Here is a 14,428-nt window from a genome sequence, read left to right on the forward strand (position 1 = left end):
ATGTCTCCTGACCAGTGATTGGCCCTGCGGAAACTGGCGTTGCCCCAAGAAGATCGGATGAATACCGCGCTAAGTGCTTCTGACTGCTGCCTCGCCGCACTTTCTCAATCATAAATCGCGCCGCGATAGCTTTGCTTACTGCCTGCAAATCCATTCTCGCTGGCACATAATGACGCGCTCGACCATTTCGGCCTCATGCAAAGCCAAGGAACCATATATCTCGTCGGTGCAGGTCCGGGTGATCCCGATCTTCTTACCCTTCGCGCCGCGCGCCTGATCGAACGGGCGAAGGTCATCGTTCACGATGGTCTGGTAAGCGCGGAAATCCTTGCCATGGCGCGCCCCGATGCCCGCCTGATATCCGTTGCCAAACAGCGATCCCGGCACACGCTGCCGCAGGACCAGATCAATGCGCTGCTGGTGCGCGAGGCGCAGGCCGGGCGCGATGTGGTGCGGCTGAAGGGCGGCGATCCGCTGATCTTCGGGCGCGGCGGCGAAGAGGCGGAGGATGCCAAGGCAGCAGGGATCGCAGTTGAAATCGTGCCCGGCATATCCGCCGCGAATGGCGCGGCTGCGGCAACGCATATCGCGCTGACCCACAGGGATGCCTCCAGCATCGTCAGCTTCGTCGCTGGCCAGTGCAAAGGGCTATCCGATCAGAACTGGTCCGGTCTGGCTGGCAAAGGCCGCACGCTGGTTATCTATATGGGCGTCAAAACCGCGCCGCAAATTGCCGAAAAATTGATGGCGGACGGGCTTGCCCCAGACATGCCGCTCGCCGTGATAGAGAACGCTGCGCGCGCCGACATGCGCGTTGTGCGCGGGCCGCTGGCAGAATTGCCTGACCTTGTGAAGCGCGAGGCGATCAAAAGCCCCGCTCTCATCGTGATCGGCGAAGTGACCGCGCGTGACAGCCACACCATTGCTAAAACCGCACTGGAGGCGGCAACATGAAAATCCTGACCGGAAACGATCTGAAAACCGGCGAAGTTATCTGGTGGACCGGCACCGCGTGGTCGATCTATGTCGATGACGCCGCCGACGTGGGCGAGCGGGGCGAGGAAATTCTCGCCGCCGAAGAAGCCGCGCGCCGCGTCAACGTGCCCTACCTGCTGGAGGCCACGCGCGAGGAGGACGGCCATATTCGCCCCGCGCATATCAAGGACCGCGTCCGCGCGCTTGGCCCCACAGTCCGTCCTGATTTGACGCTTAAACCCCAAGACCCCGCAGCTCTCGACTGGGTAATCTGATGTACAAATATGATCCTTATGACCAGCAAATGGTCGATGCCCGCGTCGAGGAATTCCGCGACCAGGCACGCCGCCGCCTCGAAGGGAAACTGACCGAGGACCAGTTCAAGCCGCTTAGGCTGATGAACGGGCTGTACTTGCAATTGCACGCCTACATGCTGCGCGTTGCGATCCCCTATGGCACGCTGAACAGCGAGCAAATGACGGCGCTGGCCAATATCGCGGACAAATATGATCGCGGCTACGGTCACTTCACCACGCGGCAAAATCTGCAATTCAACTGGATCAAGCTGGAAGATGCCGCCGACATTCTGGCCGATCTGGCCAAGGTTGAAATGCACGCGATCCAGACCAGCGGCAATTGCATCCGCAATATCTCTTCCGATCATTTTGCCGGAGCTACGCATGACGAGCTGGTCGATCCGCGTCCCTATGCGGAATTGCTGCGCCAATGGTCGAGCTTCCATCCGGAATTCACCTATCTGCCGCGTAAGTTCAAAATTTGCGTGATCGCGTCGGAGAAAGACCGCGCAGCGATGCGCCTCCACGATATCGGCATCCAGATTGTTGAGAAAAACGGTGAAATCGGCGCGCGTTTCTTCGTTGGCGGCGGAATGGGACGCACCCCCATGATCGCGCCGATCATCCGCGATTTCGTGCCGCTCGATCAGCTGATTACCTATGCCGAGGCGTGTCTGCGCGTATACAACCGCTATGGCCGCCGCGATAACAAGTACAAGGCGCGTATCAAGATCCTTGTCCACGAACTGGGCAAGGATGAATACACTCGCCAGGTCGAGGAAGAATTCGCCAACATGCTCGATGTCGGAGTGGAGCCTCCGCGCGAGGAACTGGAGCGGATTAAACCGTTCTTTTCCGATCCTGCGTTTGAAAACGGCCCCAAAACGCTCGACCGCTCCGATCCCGACTTTGCCCTGTGGGTCGACCGCAACACCCACCGGCACAAGCATGACAGCTATGTCAGCGCGGTTATCTCGCTAAAGCCTGTCGGCGGCATTCCCGGCGATGCAACCGGCGACCAGATGCGCCTGATGGCTGACCTTGCCAAGCGGTACAGCTTTGACGAACTGCGCATCATGCACACGCAGAACGTCGTTCTGCCGCATGTGAAGATCGCCGATCTGCACGCTCTATGGACGGCTCTAGACAAAGCGGATCTGGGCGCTCCCAACATGGACACGGTGGAAGACATCATCGCCTGTCCCGGCCTTGATTATTGCGCGCTCGCCAATGCGCGCTCCATCCCGCTTGCCCAGCGCATATCGGAACGCTTCGACAAGTCTGGCAAAACAAGCGAGCTGGGCGAATTGAAGCTTAAAATCTCCGGCTGCATCAATGCCTGCGGGCACCACCATGCCGGCCATATCGGCATTCTGGGCGTCGATAAGAAGGGTAAGGAGAACTACCAGCTCTCGCTCGGCGGGAGCGAGGCGGAGGACGTCTCCCTCGCCAAAATCACCGGCCCCGGTTTCGATGAGGACGGCGTGATCGAAGCGGTTGAGACCGTCACCGACGTTTACCTCGCCCAGCGCGGTGATGGAGAGCGGTTCATCGACACTTACCGCCGCATCGGCATGGCCCCGTTCAAGGAGGCGCTTTATGGATAAAACCACCAATGATCTGGGCACGTCGCCTGACGAGGTGCAGTTCCGGTTTCGCGAGGACGAAGTGGCAGACCATGCGGCTGTCACGGTGGATGCCTGCCGCGATCAGACCAATGCGACCGCAGTCCGTATCGAACCGGGCGACGATGCACGCGAATTGCTGCCAATCCTGGGCCGCCTAGCCCTGGTCGAAGTCAATTTTCCCAGCTTCGCAGATGGCCGCGGATATTCCGCCGCGCGTATCCTGAGAGAGGCTGGTTATACCGGCGAGTTGCGCGCTGTCGGCGATATCTTGATCGACCAGCTCAGCCATATGCGGCGCTGCGGTTTCGATGCGTTTGCCCCTGACAAACCGCTGGACGAAGACGACGCCGCACGCGCTTTTGCCGTTTGGGAAAACGTGTATCAGCACGCCGCCGATGACCGCACCACGATACCGGAATTGCGCCATGGACAAACCTGATCCGCAGGCCCCTTTCACGCAGGACGAAGCAACAGACGAAGCGCTGGACCGGAAGGTCGACCGCCTCAACACAGCGCCCCGTTTCTCCGAGCATGACGCCGTGCGCCTCAACCGCATGTTTCGCGGTTCTTCCACGCAGGAAATGCTCGAAGGCGTTATCAAGGGCGATCTCGCCGGCGATCTGGCGGTCGTTTCAAGTTTTGGCGCGGAAAGCGTCGTGCTGCTGCACCTGATCGCGCAGGTCGATCCGAATGTGCCCGTGCTTTTTCTGGAGACGGGGAAGCATTTTGCCGAGACGCTGAGATACCGCGATGAAGTGGCCAAACGTCTTGGTCTCACCAACCTCAATGTGCTGACCCCCGATGCGGACGAATTGGCCGAAAAGGATGAAAGCGGGCTGCGCTGGTCTTATGACCCCGATGGCTGCTGCGAAATCCGCAAGGTAAAGCCGCTGGCAAAGGCGCTGGCGCATTATGACGGTAGCTTCACCGGGCGAAAGGCGTTCCAGTCATCGACTCGTGCGCAATTGCCCCGGTTCGAAGTCGACACCTCCGATGAACAGGGTCGGCTCAAGATCAATCCGCTGATCGATTGGTCAGCCGAAGATATTGTCGCCTATCTGGAAGATCACGATCTGCCGCGCCATCCGCTGGTTGCGCAGGGTTTTCCGTCAATCGGCTGCGAGCCGTGTACGCACCGCGTGGCTGACGGAGAAGACCCGCGCTCGGGCCGGTGGAAAGGCTGGGACAAAACTGAATGCGGCATCCATAAACCCGGCGAAGAGCCGTTCCTCTAAAAACCGTTCGGGTTGAAATCAGCCGCGTGGTGGTTAGCCTGCAACCCATGTTGCTCGCTGTCACCCTCACCCTCGCCGCCGCCCAGCCTGCCAACGCTGCCGAGGCTGCTGCTGCTCCTGGACCCGCTGCGCGGCCCGATTGCTCATACGATCTTGACGCGATGCTCGCGCTGGACAGGAACGCATTTGATCAGGACATCCCCGATGGCGGCTGGCGTGCGCTTTCCAAGGATGGCTGCCATTCCGAGGCCGCCGAACTGATCCGCATCTGGCGACATGCAAAGCGCGACCATAATTCGATCCTTTATTGGCACGAGGGGCAAATGCGCGCCTTTGCCGGGCAGACGAAAGAGGCAATCGCCTTGTTCAGTCGAACTTACACCGCCCCTGAAGACGACGCCGATTTCGGCTGGAATCACTATGTCTCAGGCACGATTGCCTTTTTGAGAAAGGATCGTGAGCATCTGCAGGCCGCTATTGGACGGCTGAAAACCATTCCAGAGCCGGAGAACAACAGCTTCACTCGCCCCGATGGAACAACCGTCCAAATGTCATGGTCTCCCAATCTCAACGTCTTGGAGGGATTCGAGAAATGCTGGGAAAAATCCTATGCCGAGGCGTATGGCAATCGCGACTGCTCAGCGTCGCTTACCCTATAAATATGGGCGCTGCCCGGTGGATGTATCCCGATGCAGCGCCCTATGATTATATAAAGCGTCGATCAGCTTTGTGCATCAACCCGAACGACGGTTGAAACTTCACCGTCATTCGGATCGATGGAGCTCCAGACACCGTTTTCATCGACGGATTCGGAGTAGCATGTCATCTCTTCTGCACTCTCTGCCTTCGCGCAATATTCGCCAGGCGAACGCTGTTCCCAAGTGCCGTTTTCGGTAGTGCCATCGGCATTGGTACTGACATAGGTGCCATCTTCGTTGAGCACCTCTGTGGTTACCTCGCCAGCCGCATTGGTCACTTCGTATGTGCCGGGCGTGGGCATGCCGTCGGCAGCCATCGGTTGCTCCACAATCGCCTGATCCTCAACCGCCATTGCGTCTGCGCCAGTATCTTCCTCGGTTTCAGCAGGCGAGCAGGCGCTTACGGCCACAAGTGCTGCGGCAAGTGCGATATATTTCATGATGTTCGTCCTCAAAATGCATGTAGAAACGCGCGCTAAGCGAGTTCCCTGTTCATGCGACCCCTGACAAAGTGTTTAGGGTCTGATCCTGCCAAGTCAAAGGGACTTACAGCCAGCCTTCTTTTTTGTACCAGTCGGCAGTCATCTTCAGCCCTTCCGGCCCGGACCAGACCGCTTGCCAGAGCGACAGGGGCGGCGCCTTCTTCATGTCGCACACCCAATCGGGGTGGAGCATGTAGCCGACGCGGTCAGGTGTCAGCTTTGCCTTGGAACCGCGCACAAGGCCATCGACGCTGGCCCCCAATCGCATGATCGAGGCGGGCAGTTTCGGGGTCAAGGCGCCCGGATTACCAACCGCCTCGGCGATCAGCGTTCCAAGCTCCGCGTGGTCATACCCGAACGCATTATCATCCCACGGCTCGTACGTTTTGCCGCGCGTCATCTCGCTGCCCGGAACCAGCGCGATGAGAAGCCGTGCGAGATCTTCGACATGGATAATCGATGTTCGCCCCTCTGGCGGAACGGGAACGATGCCGAATTTTGCCGACCGGAACAGCTCGAACATATCCTTGTCCCGCGGGCCATACACCGCTGGCGGGCGCACGATGGTCCAGTCCATCGCGCAGTCTTTGACCACAGTTTCCGCCCGCGCTTTCGACGCGCCATAGGCGGAGAGGTCCGGTTCGCGCGCCGCCAACGATGACACAAACACCAGCCGCCCTACCCCCGCCGCTTTCGCAGCAGCGATCACGTTGGCCGTGCCCGTCACGTTGGCCGCCTCGAAACGCCCCGGATTGGGTGTATTGGTAAGCCCGGCAATGTGGATCACAGCGTCGGCGCTGCTGACCAGCTGCGCCAGCGCCTCTTCATCGTCCAGAGTGCCGCGAACCCAGTCTATCCGCGCCTCGTCCGCCTGCGGCCTGCGCGTAAGCGCGCGTACCGACAACGCCTTTTGCCGGGCCACATCCAGAACCGCGCTGCCGACAAATCCTGTGGCGCCTGTAATCGCAATCGTGCCCATATCCGTCACAGCATAACCATCTGATCGCGGTGGACCACAGCGGAACGCGGGACATGCCCGATTTTCGCGGCAACCGCTTCGCTACGCAGCCCCTTGATCGCGTCGCACTGGGCAGAGCTGTATTCGGTCATCCCTTTGGCGATCATGCGGCCTTCTGCGTCTTCAATTGAGATTACGTCCCCGCGATCAAACGTGCCGATAACTTTGGTGACGCCAATTGCCAGCAGGCTGCTGCCATCACCCAGCGCGCGGGCCGCGCCGTCATCCACCTGAACCGAACCGCCAAACCGCATCCGGCCTCCGATCCACGACTTGAACGCATTGTCGTCGCGCACCGGCCGAAACAGCGTGCCGCGCCCTGTATCCATGGCGCGGCCAATCGGACTGTCTTGGGTGCCCCTGATTATGCCAAGCGCGATGCCTGCCCGCTCGGCAATTTCAGCTGCCTGCAATTTCGAAGTCATCCCGCCTGATCCGATGCCCGAGCCAGAACCGCCGGTCGCCATCGCGCGGATTTCGTCCGTCACGCCGTGCACCTCCGGCAGCAGTTTCGCATGAGGCTGATCCGGATTCGCGGAATACAGCCCGTCAACATCGGTCAGCAGCAACAGCCCGTTTGCGTCCGCAGCCTGGGCGACACGCGCCGCCAACCTGTCATTGTCACCAAAGCGTATCTCGCTGGTAGCGACGCTATCGTTTTCGTTGACGATCGGCACCACGCCCCGATCCAGCAACTCTCGCAGTGTGTTGCGGGCATTGAGGTAACGCGTGCGCGATTCCATATCTTCCAGCGTCAGCAACATTTGCCCCGACTGAAGGTCGTGCTCGCCAAGCGTGTTTGCCCATAGCGAGGCAAGCTGGACCTGCCCGACCGCAGCAGCCGCCTGCGCCTGCGATAACGTCTCGCGCCCGCCGCCGGGCAAGCCAAGCTGCGCTGCGCCCATGGCAATCGATCCGCTGGATACCACGATCACTTCCTGCCCGCGCGCACGCGCCCCGGCGATTTCCGAGGCGATGCTGCGCAGCCAGCTGCCGCGCGGTTTACCGCCGGGATCGACGAGCAGCGCCGACCCGATCTTGACAACCAGCCGTGCGCACCGCGCCGGATCGGAAAAATCTCTAAGTCTTTGCACGGCCATGGTGCACCGCGATTAAGCCGGATCGGCTCCGTTGAGAAGAGGCCCGGTCAAATCGGCGACCATTCGTCGTTATCTTCGTCGGTTTCCTCAACCTCGGCAGCGTTCGTTTCGGTCGAGGTGCGGTCGGGCAGATACCCGAGCACTGCATCCAGCAATTGCTCGATACCCTCGCCCGTTGCGCCCGACACGGTAAACACTTTGTCCGCGCCTGCCTCGATCAATTCCTGCGCGAATGCCTCGCCCAGTTCCTTGTCCGCGAGATCAAGCTTGTTGAGCGCAATGAGCTGCGGCTTATCCTCCAGCCCTGCGCCATATGCGGTAAGTTCCTCGCGCACGACCTGCATCGCATCGGCGGGATCGTCTCCAGCGATGTCGATCAGGTGAATGAGCACGCGGCAGCGTTCAATATGGCCCAGAAAACGGTCGCCGATACCCGCGCCGTCGGCTGCACCTTCGATCAGGCCGGGAATGTCGGCCAGCACGAATTCGCGGCCCTTGTGCCGGACAACGCCCAGTTTCGGGACCAGCGTGGTGAAGGCATAATCCCCCACCTTCGCGCCTGCGTTCGAGACCGCGTTGATAAAGGTCGATTTGCCCGCATTGGGGAGGCCTAGCAGGCCGACATCGGCCAGCAGCTTCAGCCGCAGCCAGACCCACATTTCCTCACCGGGTTCGCCGGGCTGATGCTGGCGGGGCGCGCGGTTAGTGGAGCTTTTATAGGACGCGTTGCCGCGTCCGCCGATGCCCCCTTCGAGGAAAACGACACGCTGGCCGACCTCGGTGAAATCGGCGAGCACTTCTTCCTTGTCCTCCGACAGCACCTGAGTGCCGACCGGAACTTTTACGATAAGGTCGGGTGCGCCGCCGCCGGTCTGGTCACGGCCTCTGCCATGATTGCCGCGCTTCGCCTTGAAATGCTGGGAATAGCGGAAGTCGATCAGGGTGTTGAGGCCCTGCACCGCTTCGAAAATGATATCGCCGCCCTTGCCGCCATTGCCGCCATCGGGGCCGCCATATTCGACGTATTTTTCACGCCGAAAGCTGACAGCGCCGGGACCGCCAGCGCCTGATTTTATGTAGATTTTTGCCTGATCGAGGAAATGCATGGGACGCACCTATGCATTTCCTCGAAAAAAGCGAGCCAAATTGCGTTAAGTCAGAACCGTACGCTGATCCCCGCAGCCGCGCTGCGGCCCGGCGAAACGAAGCTGAAAACCTGCTCATACGTATCATCAAACAGGTTTTCGACCCGCGCAAATGCTTCAATCCCATCGGTCAGACGGACATTGGCGTTGAGATTTACGAGGGTGTAATCGTCCAGCGTAACGCGCACCGGCACAAAGCTCGGGTCGGTAAACGCCAAATCCTGAGCAGCCCCATTATGCCGCACCACCAGCGTCGCCGACGCGGCATCGCCGGGATGTGTCCAGCCCAAGGCGGCGCTGGCAATGTGCCTTGGCCGGCGCACCTCGCTCACGCCGTTTTCTTCCGCGTCGAGATAGGAATAGGCCGCATCAATCGTCCACTGCGGCGCAATCCGCGAGAATAGGGCGATTTCCACCCCGCTGCGCTGGCTTTTCGTATCAGCATTGGCCGGGGTCGCGGTGAAATCAGGCGCGGGAAATGTCGTGAAAATTTCGTTTTCCAGATTGTTGTCGAAATAGGTCACGCCGATTTTGGTATCGCCCAATTCAAAAGAATGATCGATCCCGACTTCCCAGCCGGTGGATTTTTCCGGCGCCAAATCTTCGTTCCCGATAAAGCGACCGTCGAAAAATCCGAAAAGTTCGAAAAAGCCCGGATTCTTGATCCCCGATCCTGCCGAAGCGCGCACCCGCGTACTTTCCGTCACATCGAAGCCTGCTCCAATGCGGAAAGTCGTTTCATTGGCGAAGCGGTCATTGATATCGCGGCGCAGCGCCGCTGACAGGTCCAAGCGTTCGCCTGCATAACGGTACTCACCGACCAAACCGACGTTCTCGATCTTTTGCCGAGTGGCTGAGGCGAAGCCGAACGGATCGTTGTTGCGAAACCGTTCACGCTCCCAATCTGCGGCAAAGGTGACGAAATGCGATGAAGCGATACTGAAAGCGTTGACATACGAGGCTTTCAGCCGGTCGCCTTCACTGCCGGAACTGCGACCAAAGGCGTTGAAGCTGTCGCGGGTGATGTCGGCGATCTGCACGGATACATCTTGGCTCCACGCGCCGTCCAACATCTCCAGCCGCGCCCCTGCCAGCGCATAGACCGCTTCGTTTTCGAACCTTGTGCCCGGGCTGTCGATGATGAAGCCGAATGTGGGCGCGGTTGTGTCGAAGTCGCTGTCGTTAAAATCACCCTCGGTCCGGATGAACCGCCCCGCCGCGCGCAGTTCAAACGTGTCCGTAACATCGGCCGCTGCCTTGCCCGAGAGGGTGTAGCTATCGCGGCCAATATCGCGTTCGCCGCCGCCAATCGGGCGGGAATTGGGCTGACCGTCTGTGCTCACCACGGTCGCGGAAAGCGCGGTATCCCAGCGCTCTCCAGCTAGGCCGAGCCGGGCTGAGCCGTTGATCGTGCCCGCCGTGCCGCCTTCGAGACGTGCGGCAAACCCTTCGGCATCGCGCCCCCTCGCACTTTGATAGGCGACCACCCCGCCAATTGCGTCATTGCCATAGAGCGCGGATTGCGGCCCGCGCAAAACTTCAACGCGGCTACCGATTTCCGCCTGAAGCGTACCGATATCGAACTCGCCGCCGAACGGGTCGGAAACCTCAATCCCGTCAACCAGAACGAGGACGTGGTTCGCTTCCGATCCGCGCAGCCGGATCTGCGTCTGCCCCGCCACGCTGCTGACTGCGATACCTGGTACATCGCGCAGGACATCACCAATATCGCGCACTTGGCGGCGCTCTATCTGTTCGGGCGTGATGACGCTGGCAGACCCGGTGTAATCCCCGGTCTCCACCTCTGTGTCGATGCGGCTCGCAGTGACCAGCACTTCAGGTCGTTCCGCAGGTTCGGGATAGAGATATTCCGTGCCCTGATCCTGCGCCATGACAGGCGCGCACCAGATCAGCGCCGCGCTCGCAGCGCCGCCAAGCCTTACATATTTTTTCACCGCGGTTTCCTCCCGTTTCGGCAATACGTTACGCCGTGCGGAGGTCTCCCCGCCCGGCTGGACTAACGTCGCTCGAAACGAAAGTTCTTTCGCGCCGGATCAATCCCTGAACCGCAGCAACAAGCGACACGCCTCGGTCGGTCTCCTGGCTCACGGGTCACCGTGGTTGCTCCGCCTTCCCAAGGAAATCCTCAGTGGCTGTGCCCCGTCAGGAGGCACGCAGAGCAGTCACTCACCGCTTACAGTTGCAGGGACAGCTGCGGAATTGCCGATGTCCGTGACGAACAAAAGCGCACCGCATTCCCGTTACCGAAGTGCTGCGAAAGGGATTAGACGCGTTTCAACGCGCGGGCAAGGATGCCTGCGCCGCGTCTGGGTGCATCGGGACCGCGCGGATGCGTTACCGCAAACCTTGCGGTGCCGGGGCCGGATCAGCCTGTTGCTCGGGCGTTTCACTGGAGGGGATCGGCTCAACGATCGGCTGCGATATGAAATTTTCCTGTACGGGAATTATAGGCACATTCACGCCGGTAACCCCGTCAGACACCATACCTGCCTGCACGCCGGGGCTGGCGAGCGTATCTGCAGGCGGGCTGAAACCGACGGCTGGAACCACAGCGCCGCGTGCGCGTGCGACCTGAACTGCCACCCAGCCGGGCTGCGAGGGTCCGTATAGGTCGCCATACTTCAGATCCCATGCGGAAGATCGCTCACGATAATCCTGATACGCCGCGAAAAACGTTTCAAACGGCGCCTCTAGCGAGGCAAAGTTGGCTTCGGCAAAAGCCACAGGATCGGCAGGCGGAGCGGCAAGCGCGCGGTTCGACATGTCCAGCGCGGCGCGGCAGAACCCTGCGCGCGCAGGCGGCAGCGCCCAGAAATTGTAAACGCCCGTCATCATCGCTTCACGCGCCAGCAGAGCCTCGCGGCGGGTGTCCGCCTCTTCGCGGTATTGCCGGTCAATCCGGCTGTTGATCTCGCCAAGCTCGGCAGCGTGATCCTTGATAAAAGCGCTATAGCCATCGAGGATCGGCTGGTATTGCGGCGCGGTGCAATTAAGCGCGGCGACGTTCCAGCCGGACCGGAAATACCACACCCGTTCATCCTCGTTCAAATCGCGGTTCACGGTCAGGTGGAGACCATCCGGACCGCGCTCGGGAATTTTCATCGCATAGGCGGCGCCGCCCGGCGGGATCGGGCGATAAGGCACGACCTCTGCCACTGGCGGCGGCGGCGGTGGTGGCGGGGGCGGCGGTGGAGGCGGCGGCGGAGTCGCGCACGCTGCCAACATCGCAGTTGCAACCACAAGGGTTGTTATCCGCAGTCCGGCAGGCGCTTTATTCGCCTGCTGCGAACCCGATGCGGGGCGATCATCCGCAGATTTCATACCATTTCTCTCTCATTGCTGACCGGCATCATGCGCCAGTCGAGCTTGCGGTGATATTAAGCGGCTCTCGATAGTCCGATCGGCGCATAAAGCAAATGCCCGGAACCCCCTAAAGGGTCCCGGGCATCAATTAATTCAACGCTTTGTCCGAAGAAAAGTGCCTCCGGCCAGTTGGTTCATCCCCGCCTATTCGCGGTTACCCAGCAATTGCAGGAGGAAGATGAACATGTTGATGAAGTCGAGGTAGAGGTTGAGCGCGCCGTGAATAATTGCGCGTCCGGCCATCTCGGTGCCCCGAACATACTGGTATTCGTTCTTGAGGCGCTGCGTGTCGTAGGCGGTGAGGCCTGCGAAGATCAGCACGCCGATCACGCTGATGACCATCGACATCGCGCCCGACTGGAACAGGAATACGTTCAGCAGCATGGCGACGAGCAGGCCGATTACACCCATGATCAGGAAGCTGCCCCAACCCGAAATGTCTTTCTTCGTGGTGTAGCCCCATAGCGAAAGACCGGCAAAAGCCGCCGAGGTCGAGAAGAACGCCGCTGCGACGGACTCGCCTGTGTAAATCACGAGAATGGTCGAAAGCGAAAGCCCGAACAGGACCGCAAACGTCCAGAACATGAATTGAAGCACTGGCTGGCTCGCCTTGCTAGCGCCGAACCACCAGAACAGCATCACGGCAAGCGGCGAAAGCTTGATCAACCAGCCGAGGCCGGTCGCCTGAAGCGCGACACCCGCAGGTGTCTGTACAACTTCAAAAGCCATCGCGAACAGCGGCGAATTGACGAACAGCATCGCAACGATACCGGTCAACAGCACAGCCGACGCCATGTAATTGTAGATCGAGAGCATGTGCTTGCGCAGGCCCTCATCATAAGTCACGCCCTGAACGTCTCCGCCGGCGCGCGGCACCGAGCCGAAACCGGTGCGCTGAGTGTCTTTCCAATCAGACATATTGGATCCCTAGTCTCCGTTAAGGGCGCAATCTGTGCGCCCAGTCCCGATCAATATCGGTGTTTTATGCGCTAATTTCAAGCAAAACCGGACGAAAGAGATTGACGCGTATTAACCCTGACATCGTGAGCTTTGTCGAACGGAATCAGGTATTTCCAGCCGATAGCGCCGCACCGCGCTCTGCCGTGGCTTTGAGCGTCTTGACGAGCAAATCATGCAGCGCGCCATTTGCATCAAGCACGTTCATCCCCTCACGCGTCATCCCGCCTGGGCTTGCGACCCGGTCGGCAAGCTGTCCCGGAGAGGCCGTTTCAACTGCTGCGAGCGACGATGCGCCGTCCACCATCGCCAGCGCGAGCGCCTCTGCTTGAGCACGCTCCAGCCCCAATTCACACGCCGCACCTGCTAGTGCATCGATGAATCGGTAAACGAACCCCGGGCCTGATCCTGCCAGCGCGGTCACAAGATCGAATTTGCTTTCATCATCAAGCCATACGGCTGTGCCGAGCGCATCAAACAGCGCAAAAGTATCGTCACGTGCGACCGCGTCCAGCCCGCTTTCCAGCAGGATGATCGGCGATTTCCCGATACGCGAGGCAAGGTTCGGCATCACGCGGACATGCGCGCCCGCGCCGGGAAAAGCGGATTGCAGCTGCGCAATCGTAAGTCCGGCGAGCAGGGAATACACCGTCACATCGTCGCCGGTCAGCCCCTGAAGTCCGTCAGCAAGATCGCCCAATTGCTGGGGTTTGAAGCCCAGCATCACCGCGTCATGCGATCCTGCCGCCGCCGCTTCCTCTGCCGTCCGATACAGCGCGACCCCGTCCGGCGTCTTCTCCAGCATCGGATCAAGCACCGCAAAGCGCGCCGGATCGACGCCGGATGCGAGCCAGCCTGCCAGCATGGCACCGCCCATATTGCCGCAGCCGATTAGGAGAAGTTGCCTGACGCCTGTCATCGCGAATGCACCTTGAGATAATGCCGGTTAAAGCAGCGTTCTGCTCACGCCTCGCCCAGCGCGTCAACCATGGCTGCATCCAGCGCCTCTCGCGGAGCCTTGTCGCCCCACAACACAAACTGAAATGCGGGATAAAACCGGTCACATTCATCAATCGCATTTTCAACCAGCGACTGCGCCTGCGTCAGGCTTAACATTCCGTCATCGCCCAGCAGCGCGCCGTGACGATACAGCAGCAAATCGCCGCTGGACCAGATATCGAAATGACCAAGCCACATCTGTTCGTTGATGAGCGTCAAAAGCTCATAGGCCGGCTGCTTTTTGTCTTCCTGCACGCGAATTTCAGGCAGGCAGAGAAATTGCAGCACATTGTCTTGCGGACGCCAGATCGCGCGCAGCTGATATTTTGCCCAGCTGCCCTGCACCTCTCCTGTCATCTCATCGTCGGAAACAACTTCGCAGGTCCAGCCGCGCGCCTCGAACAGGGCGGCGAGCATATCGACCGGGGCAGCGTCATCTTGCGCACGGAAATCGTGTTCTTGCGCTCTCATGGGGAGGGGGGCTGTTGCATCATCGATAGGATGGATGCCT

At 60.1% G+C, this 14,428-nt stretch carries 15 protein-coding genes and 1 riboswitch; of the genes, 6 read left to right on the forward strand and 9 right to left on the reverse strand.

Annotated features, from left to right (window positions below; all coding sequences use genetic code 11):
- Positions 1–195: 195 nt before the first annotated feature.
- The 6 genes from cobA to ACGHU1_RS09625 are packed head-to-tail and all read left to right on the forward strand — an operon-like array spanning position 196 to position 4,793.
- Complete coding sequence (gene cobA / locus ACGHU1_RS09600; RefSeq protein ID WP_390586254.1) at positions 196–954, forward strand: uroporphyrinogen-III C-methyltransferase; 759 nt, start codon at positions 196–198, stop codon at positions 952–954.
- Positions 951–1,250: a DUF2849 domain-containing protein gene (locus ACGHU1_RS09605; RefSeq protein WP_390586257.1), complete on the forward strand. Its 300-nt coding sequence runs from the start codon at positions 951–953 to the stop codon at positions 1,248–1,250. The genes cobA and ACGHU1_RS09605 overlap by 4 nt, the downstream gene beginning before the upstream one ends.
- Positions 1,250–2,878: a nitrite/sulfite reductase gene (locus ACGHU1_RS09610; RefSeq protein ID WP_390586260.1), complete on the forward strand. Its 1,629-nt coding sequence runs from the start codon at positions 1,250–1,252 to the stop codon at positions 2,876–2,878. Before ACGHU1_RS09605 ends, ACGHU1_RS09610 begins: the two co-directional genes overlap by 1 nt.
- Entirely contained in the window at positions 2,871–3,338 is a 468-nt protein-coding gene (locus ACGHU1_RS09615) for a DUF934 domain-containing protein (RefSeq protein WP_390586263.1), read from the forward strand. The genes ACGHU1_RS09610 and ACGHU1_RS09615 overlap by 8 nt, the downstream gene beginning before the upstream one ends.
- Entirely contained in the window at positions 3,325–4,134 is an 810-nt protein-coding gene (locus tag ACGHU1_RS09620) for a phosphoadenylyl-sulfate reductase (protein ID WP_390586266.1), read from the forward strand. The genes ACGHU1_RS09615 and ACGHU1_RS09620 overlap by 14 nt, the downstream gene beginning before the upstream one ends.
- Before the next feature lie 47 nt (positions 4,135–4,181).
- A complete protein-coding gene (locus tag ACGHU1_RS09625; RefSeq protein WP_390586269.1) occupies positions 4,182–4,793 on the forward strand; it encodes a hypothetical protein in 612 nt (203 codons plus the stop codon).
- A gap of 62 nt (positions 4,794–4,855) precedes the next feature.
- Here the strand turns inward: ACGHU1_RS09625 and ACGHU1_RS09630 are convergent, their stop codons facing one another.
- From ACGHU1_RS09630 to ACGHU1_RS09670, 9 genes are all read right to left on the reverse strand, one after another.
- A complete protein-coding gene (locus ACGHU1_RS09630; RefSeq protein ID WP_390586272.1) occupies positions 4,856–5,272 on the reverse strand; it encodes a hypothetical protein in 417 nt (138 codons plus the stop codon).
- Between the two features lie 106 nt (positions 5,273–5,378).
- Positions 5,379–6,293 carry an NAD-dependent epimerase/dehydratase family protein gene (locus ACGHU1_RS09635; protein ID WP_390586620.1) on the reverse strand — a complete coding sequence of 305 codons (915 nt, stop codon included), beginning with the start codon at positions 6,291–6,293 and terminating at the stop codon, positions 5,379–5,381.
- A gap of 5 nt (positions 6,294–6,298) precedes the next feature.
- Positions 6,299–7,432, reverse strand: coding sequence for a glutamate 5-kinase (gene proB, locus ACGHU1_RS09640; protein WP_390586275.1), 1,134 nt, complete (start codon positions 7,430–7,432; stop codon positions 6,299–6,301).
- Between the two features lie 47 nt (positions 7,433–7,479).
- Positions 7,480–8,538 carry a GTPase ObgE gene (gene obgE / locus ACGHU1_RS09645; RefSeq protein WP_390586277.1) on the reverse strand — a complete coding sequence of 353 codons (1,059 nt, stop codon included), beginning with the start codon at positions 8,536–8,538 and terminating at the stop codon, positions 7,480–7,482.
- 50 nt (positions 8,539–8,588) lie between these two features.
- Complete coding sequence (locus ACGHU1_RS09650) at positions 8,589–10,532, reverse strand: TonB-dependent receptor plug domain-containing protein (protein ID WP_390586280.1); 1,944 nt, start codon at positions 10,530–10,532, stop codon at positions 8,589–8,591.
- A 117-nt stretch (positions 10,533–10,649) separates the two neighbouring features.
- A riboswitch (cobalamin riboswitch) is annotated at positions 10,650–10,861 on the reverse strand.
- Between the two features lie 71 nt (positions 10,862–10,932).
- Positions 10,933–11,919, reverse strand: coding sequence for a hypothetical protein (locus ACGHU1_RS09655; RefSeq protein WP_390586282.1), 987 nt, complete (start codon positions 11,917–11,919; stop codon positions 10,933–10,935).
- 186 nt (positions 11,920–12,105) lie between these two features.
- Complete coding sequence (locus tag ACGHU1_RS09660) at positions 12,106–12,879, reverse strand: Bax inhibitor-1 family protein (RefSeq protein WP_390586284.1); 774 nt, start codon at positions 12,877–12,879, stop codon at positions 12,106–12,108.
- 145 nt (positions 12,880–13,024) lie between these two features.
- Positions 13,025–13,837 (reverse strand): pyrroline-5-carboxylate reductase family protein, encoded by an 813-nt coding sequence (locus ACGHU1_RS09665; protein ID WP_390586286.1) that lies wholly within the window; start codon positions 13,835–13,837, stop codon positions 13,025–13,027.
- A gap of 44 nt (positions 13,838–13,881) precedes the next feature.
- Positions 13,882–14,388: a YbjN domain-containing protein gene (locus tag ACGHU1_RS09670; protein WP_390586288.1), complete on the reverse strand. Its 507-nt coding sequence runs from the start codon at positions 14,386–14,388 to the stop codon at positions 13,882–13,884.
- Positions 14,389–14,428 lie beyond the last annotated feature (40 nt).

Origin of the sequence: Erythrobacter sp. MTPC3 (assembly GCF_042854385.1) — a bacterium.
GTDB lineage: Bacteria > Pseudomonadota > Alphaproteobacteria > Sphingomonadales > Sphingomonadaceae > Erythrobacter.

Excerpts from the sequence above, each read along its gene's own strand:
- cobA (WP_390586254.1), top strand. The coding sequence starts at position 196 with ATGCAAAGCCAAGGAACCATATATCTCGTCGGTGCAGGTCCGGGTGAT.
- ACGHU1_RS09605 (WP_390586257.1), top strand. The coding sequence starts at position 951 with ATGAAAATCCTGACCGGAAACGATCTGAAAACCGGCGAAGTTATCTGG.
- ACGHU1_RS09610 (WP_390586260.1), top strand. The coding sequence starts at position 1,250 with ATGTACAAATATGATCCTTATGACCAGCAAATGGTCGATGCCCGCGTC.
- ACGHU1_RS09615 (WP_390586263.1), top strand. The coding sequence starts at position 2,871 with ATGGATAAAACCACCAATGATCTGGGCACGTCGCCTGACGAGGTGCAG.
- ACGHU1_RS09620 (WP_390586266.1), top strand. The coding sequence starts at position 3,325 with ATGGACAAACCTGATCCGCAGGCCCCTTTCACGCAGGACGAAGCAACA.
- ACGHU1_RS09625 (WP_390586269.1), top strand. The coding sequence starts at position 4,182 with ATGTTGCTCGCTGTCACCCTCACCCTCGCCGCCGCCCAGCCTGCCAAC.
- ACGHU1_RS09630 (WP_390586272.1), bottom strand. The coding sequence starts at position 5,272 with ATGAAATATATCGCACTTGCCGCAGCACTTGTGGCCGTAAGCGCCTGC.
- ACGHU1_RS09635 (WP_390586620.1), bottom strand. The coding sequence starts at position 6,293 with ATGGGCACGATTGCGATTACAGGCGCCACAGGATTTGTCGGCAGCGCG.
- proB (WP_390586275.1), bottom strand. The coding sequence starts at position 7,432 with ATGGCCGTGCAAAGACTTAGAGATTTTTCCGATCCGGCGCGGTGCGCA.
- obgE (WP_390586277.1), bottom strand. The coding sequence starts at position 8,538 with ATGCATTTCCTCGATCAGGCAAAAATCTACATAAAATCAGGCGCTGGC.
- ACGHU1_RS09655 (WP_390586282.1), bottom strand. The coding sequence starts at position 11,919 with ATGAAATCTGCGGATGATCGCCCCGCATCGGGTTCGCAGCAGGCGAAT.
- ACGHU1_RS09660 (WP_390586284.1), bottom strand. The coding sequence starts at position 12,879 with ATGTCTGATTGGAAAGACACTCAGCGCACCGGTTTCGGCTCGGTGCCG.
- ACGHU1_RS09665 (WP_390586286.1), bottom strand. The coding sequence starts at position 13,837 with ATGACAGGCGTCAGGCAACTTCTCCTAATCGGCTGCGGCAATATGGGC.
- ACGHU1_RS09670 (WP_390586288.1), bottom strand. The coding sequence starts at position 14,388 with ATGAGAGCGCAAGAACACGATTTCCGTGCGCAAGATGACGCTGCCCCG.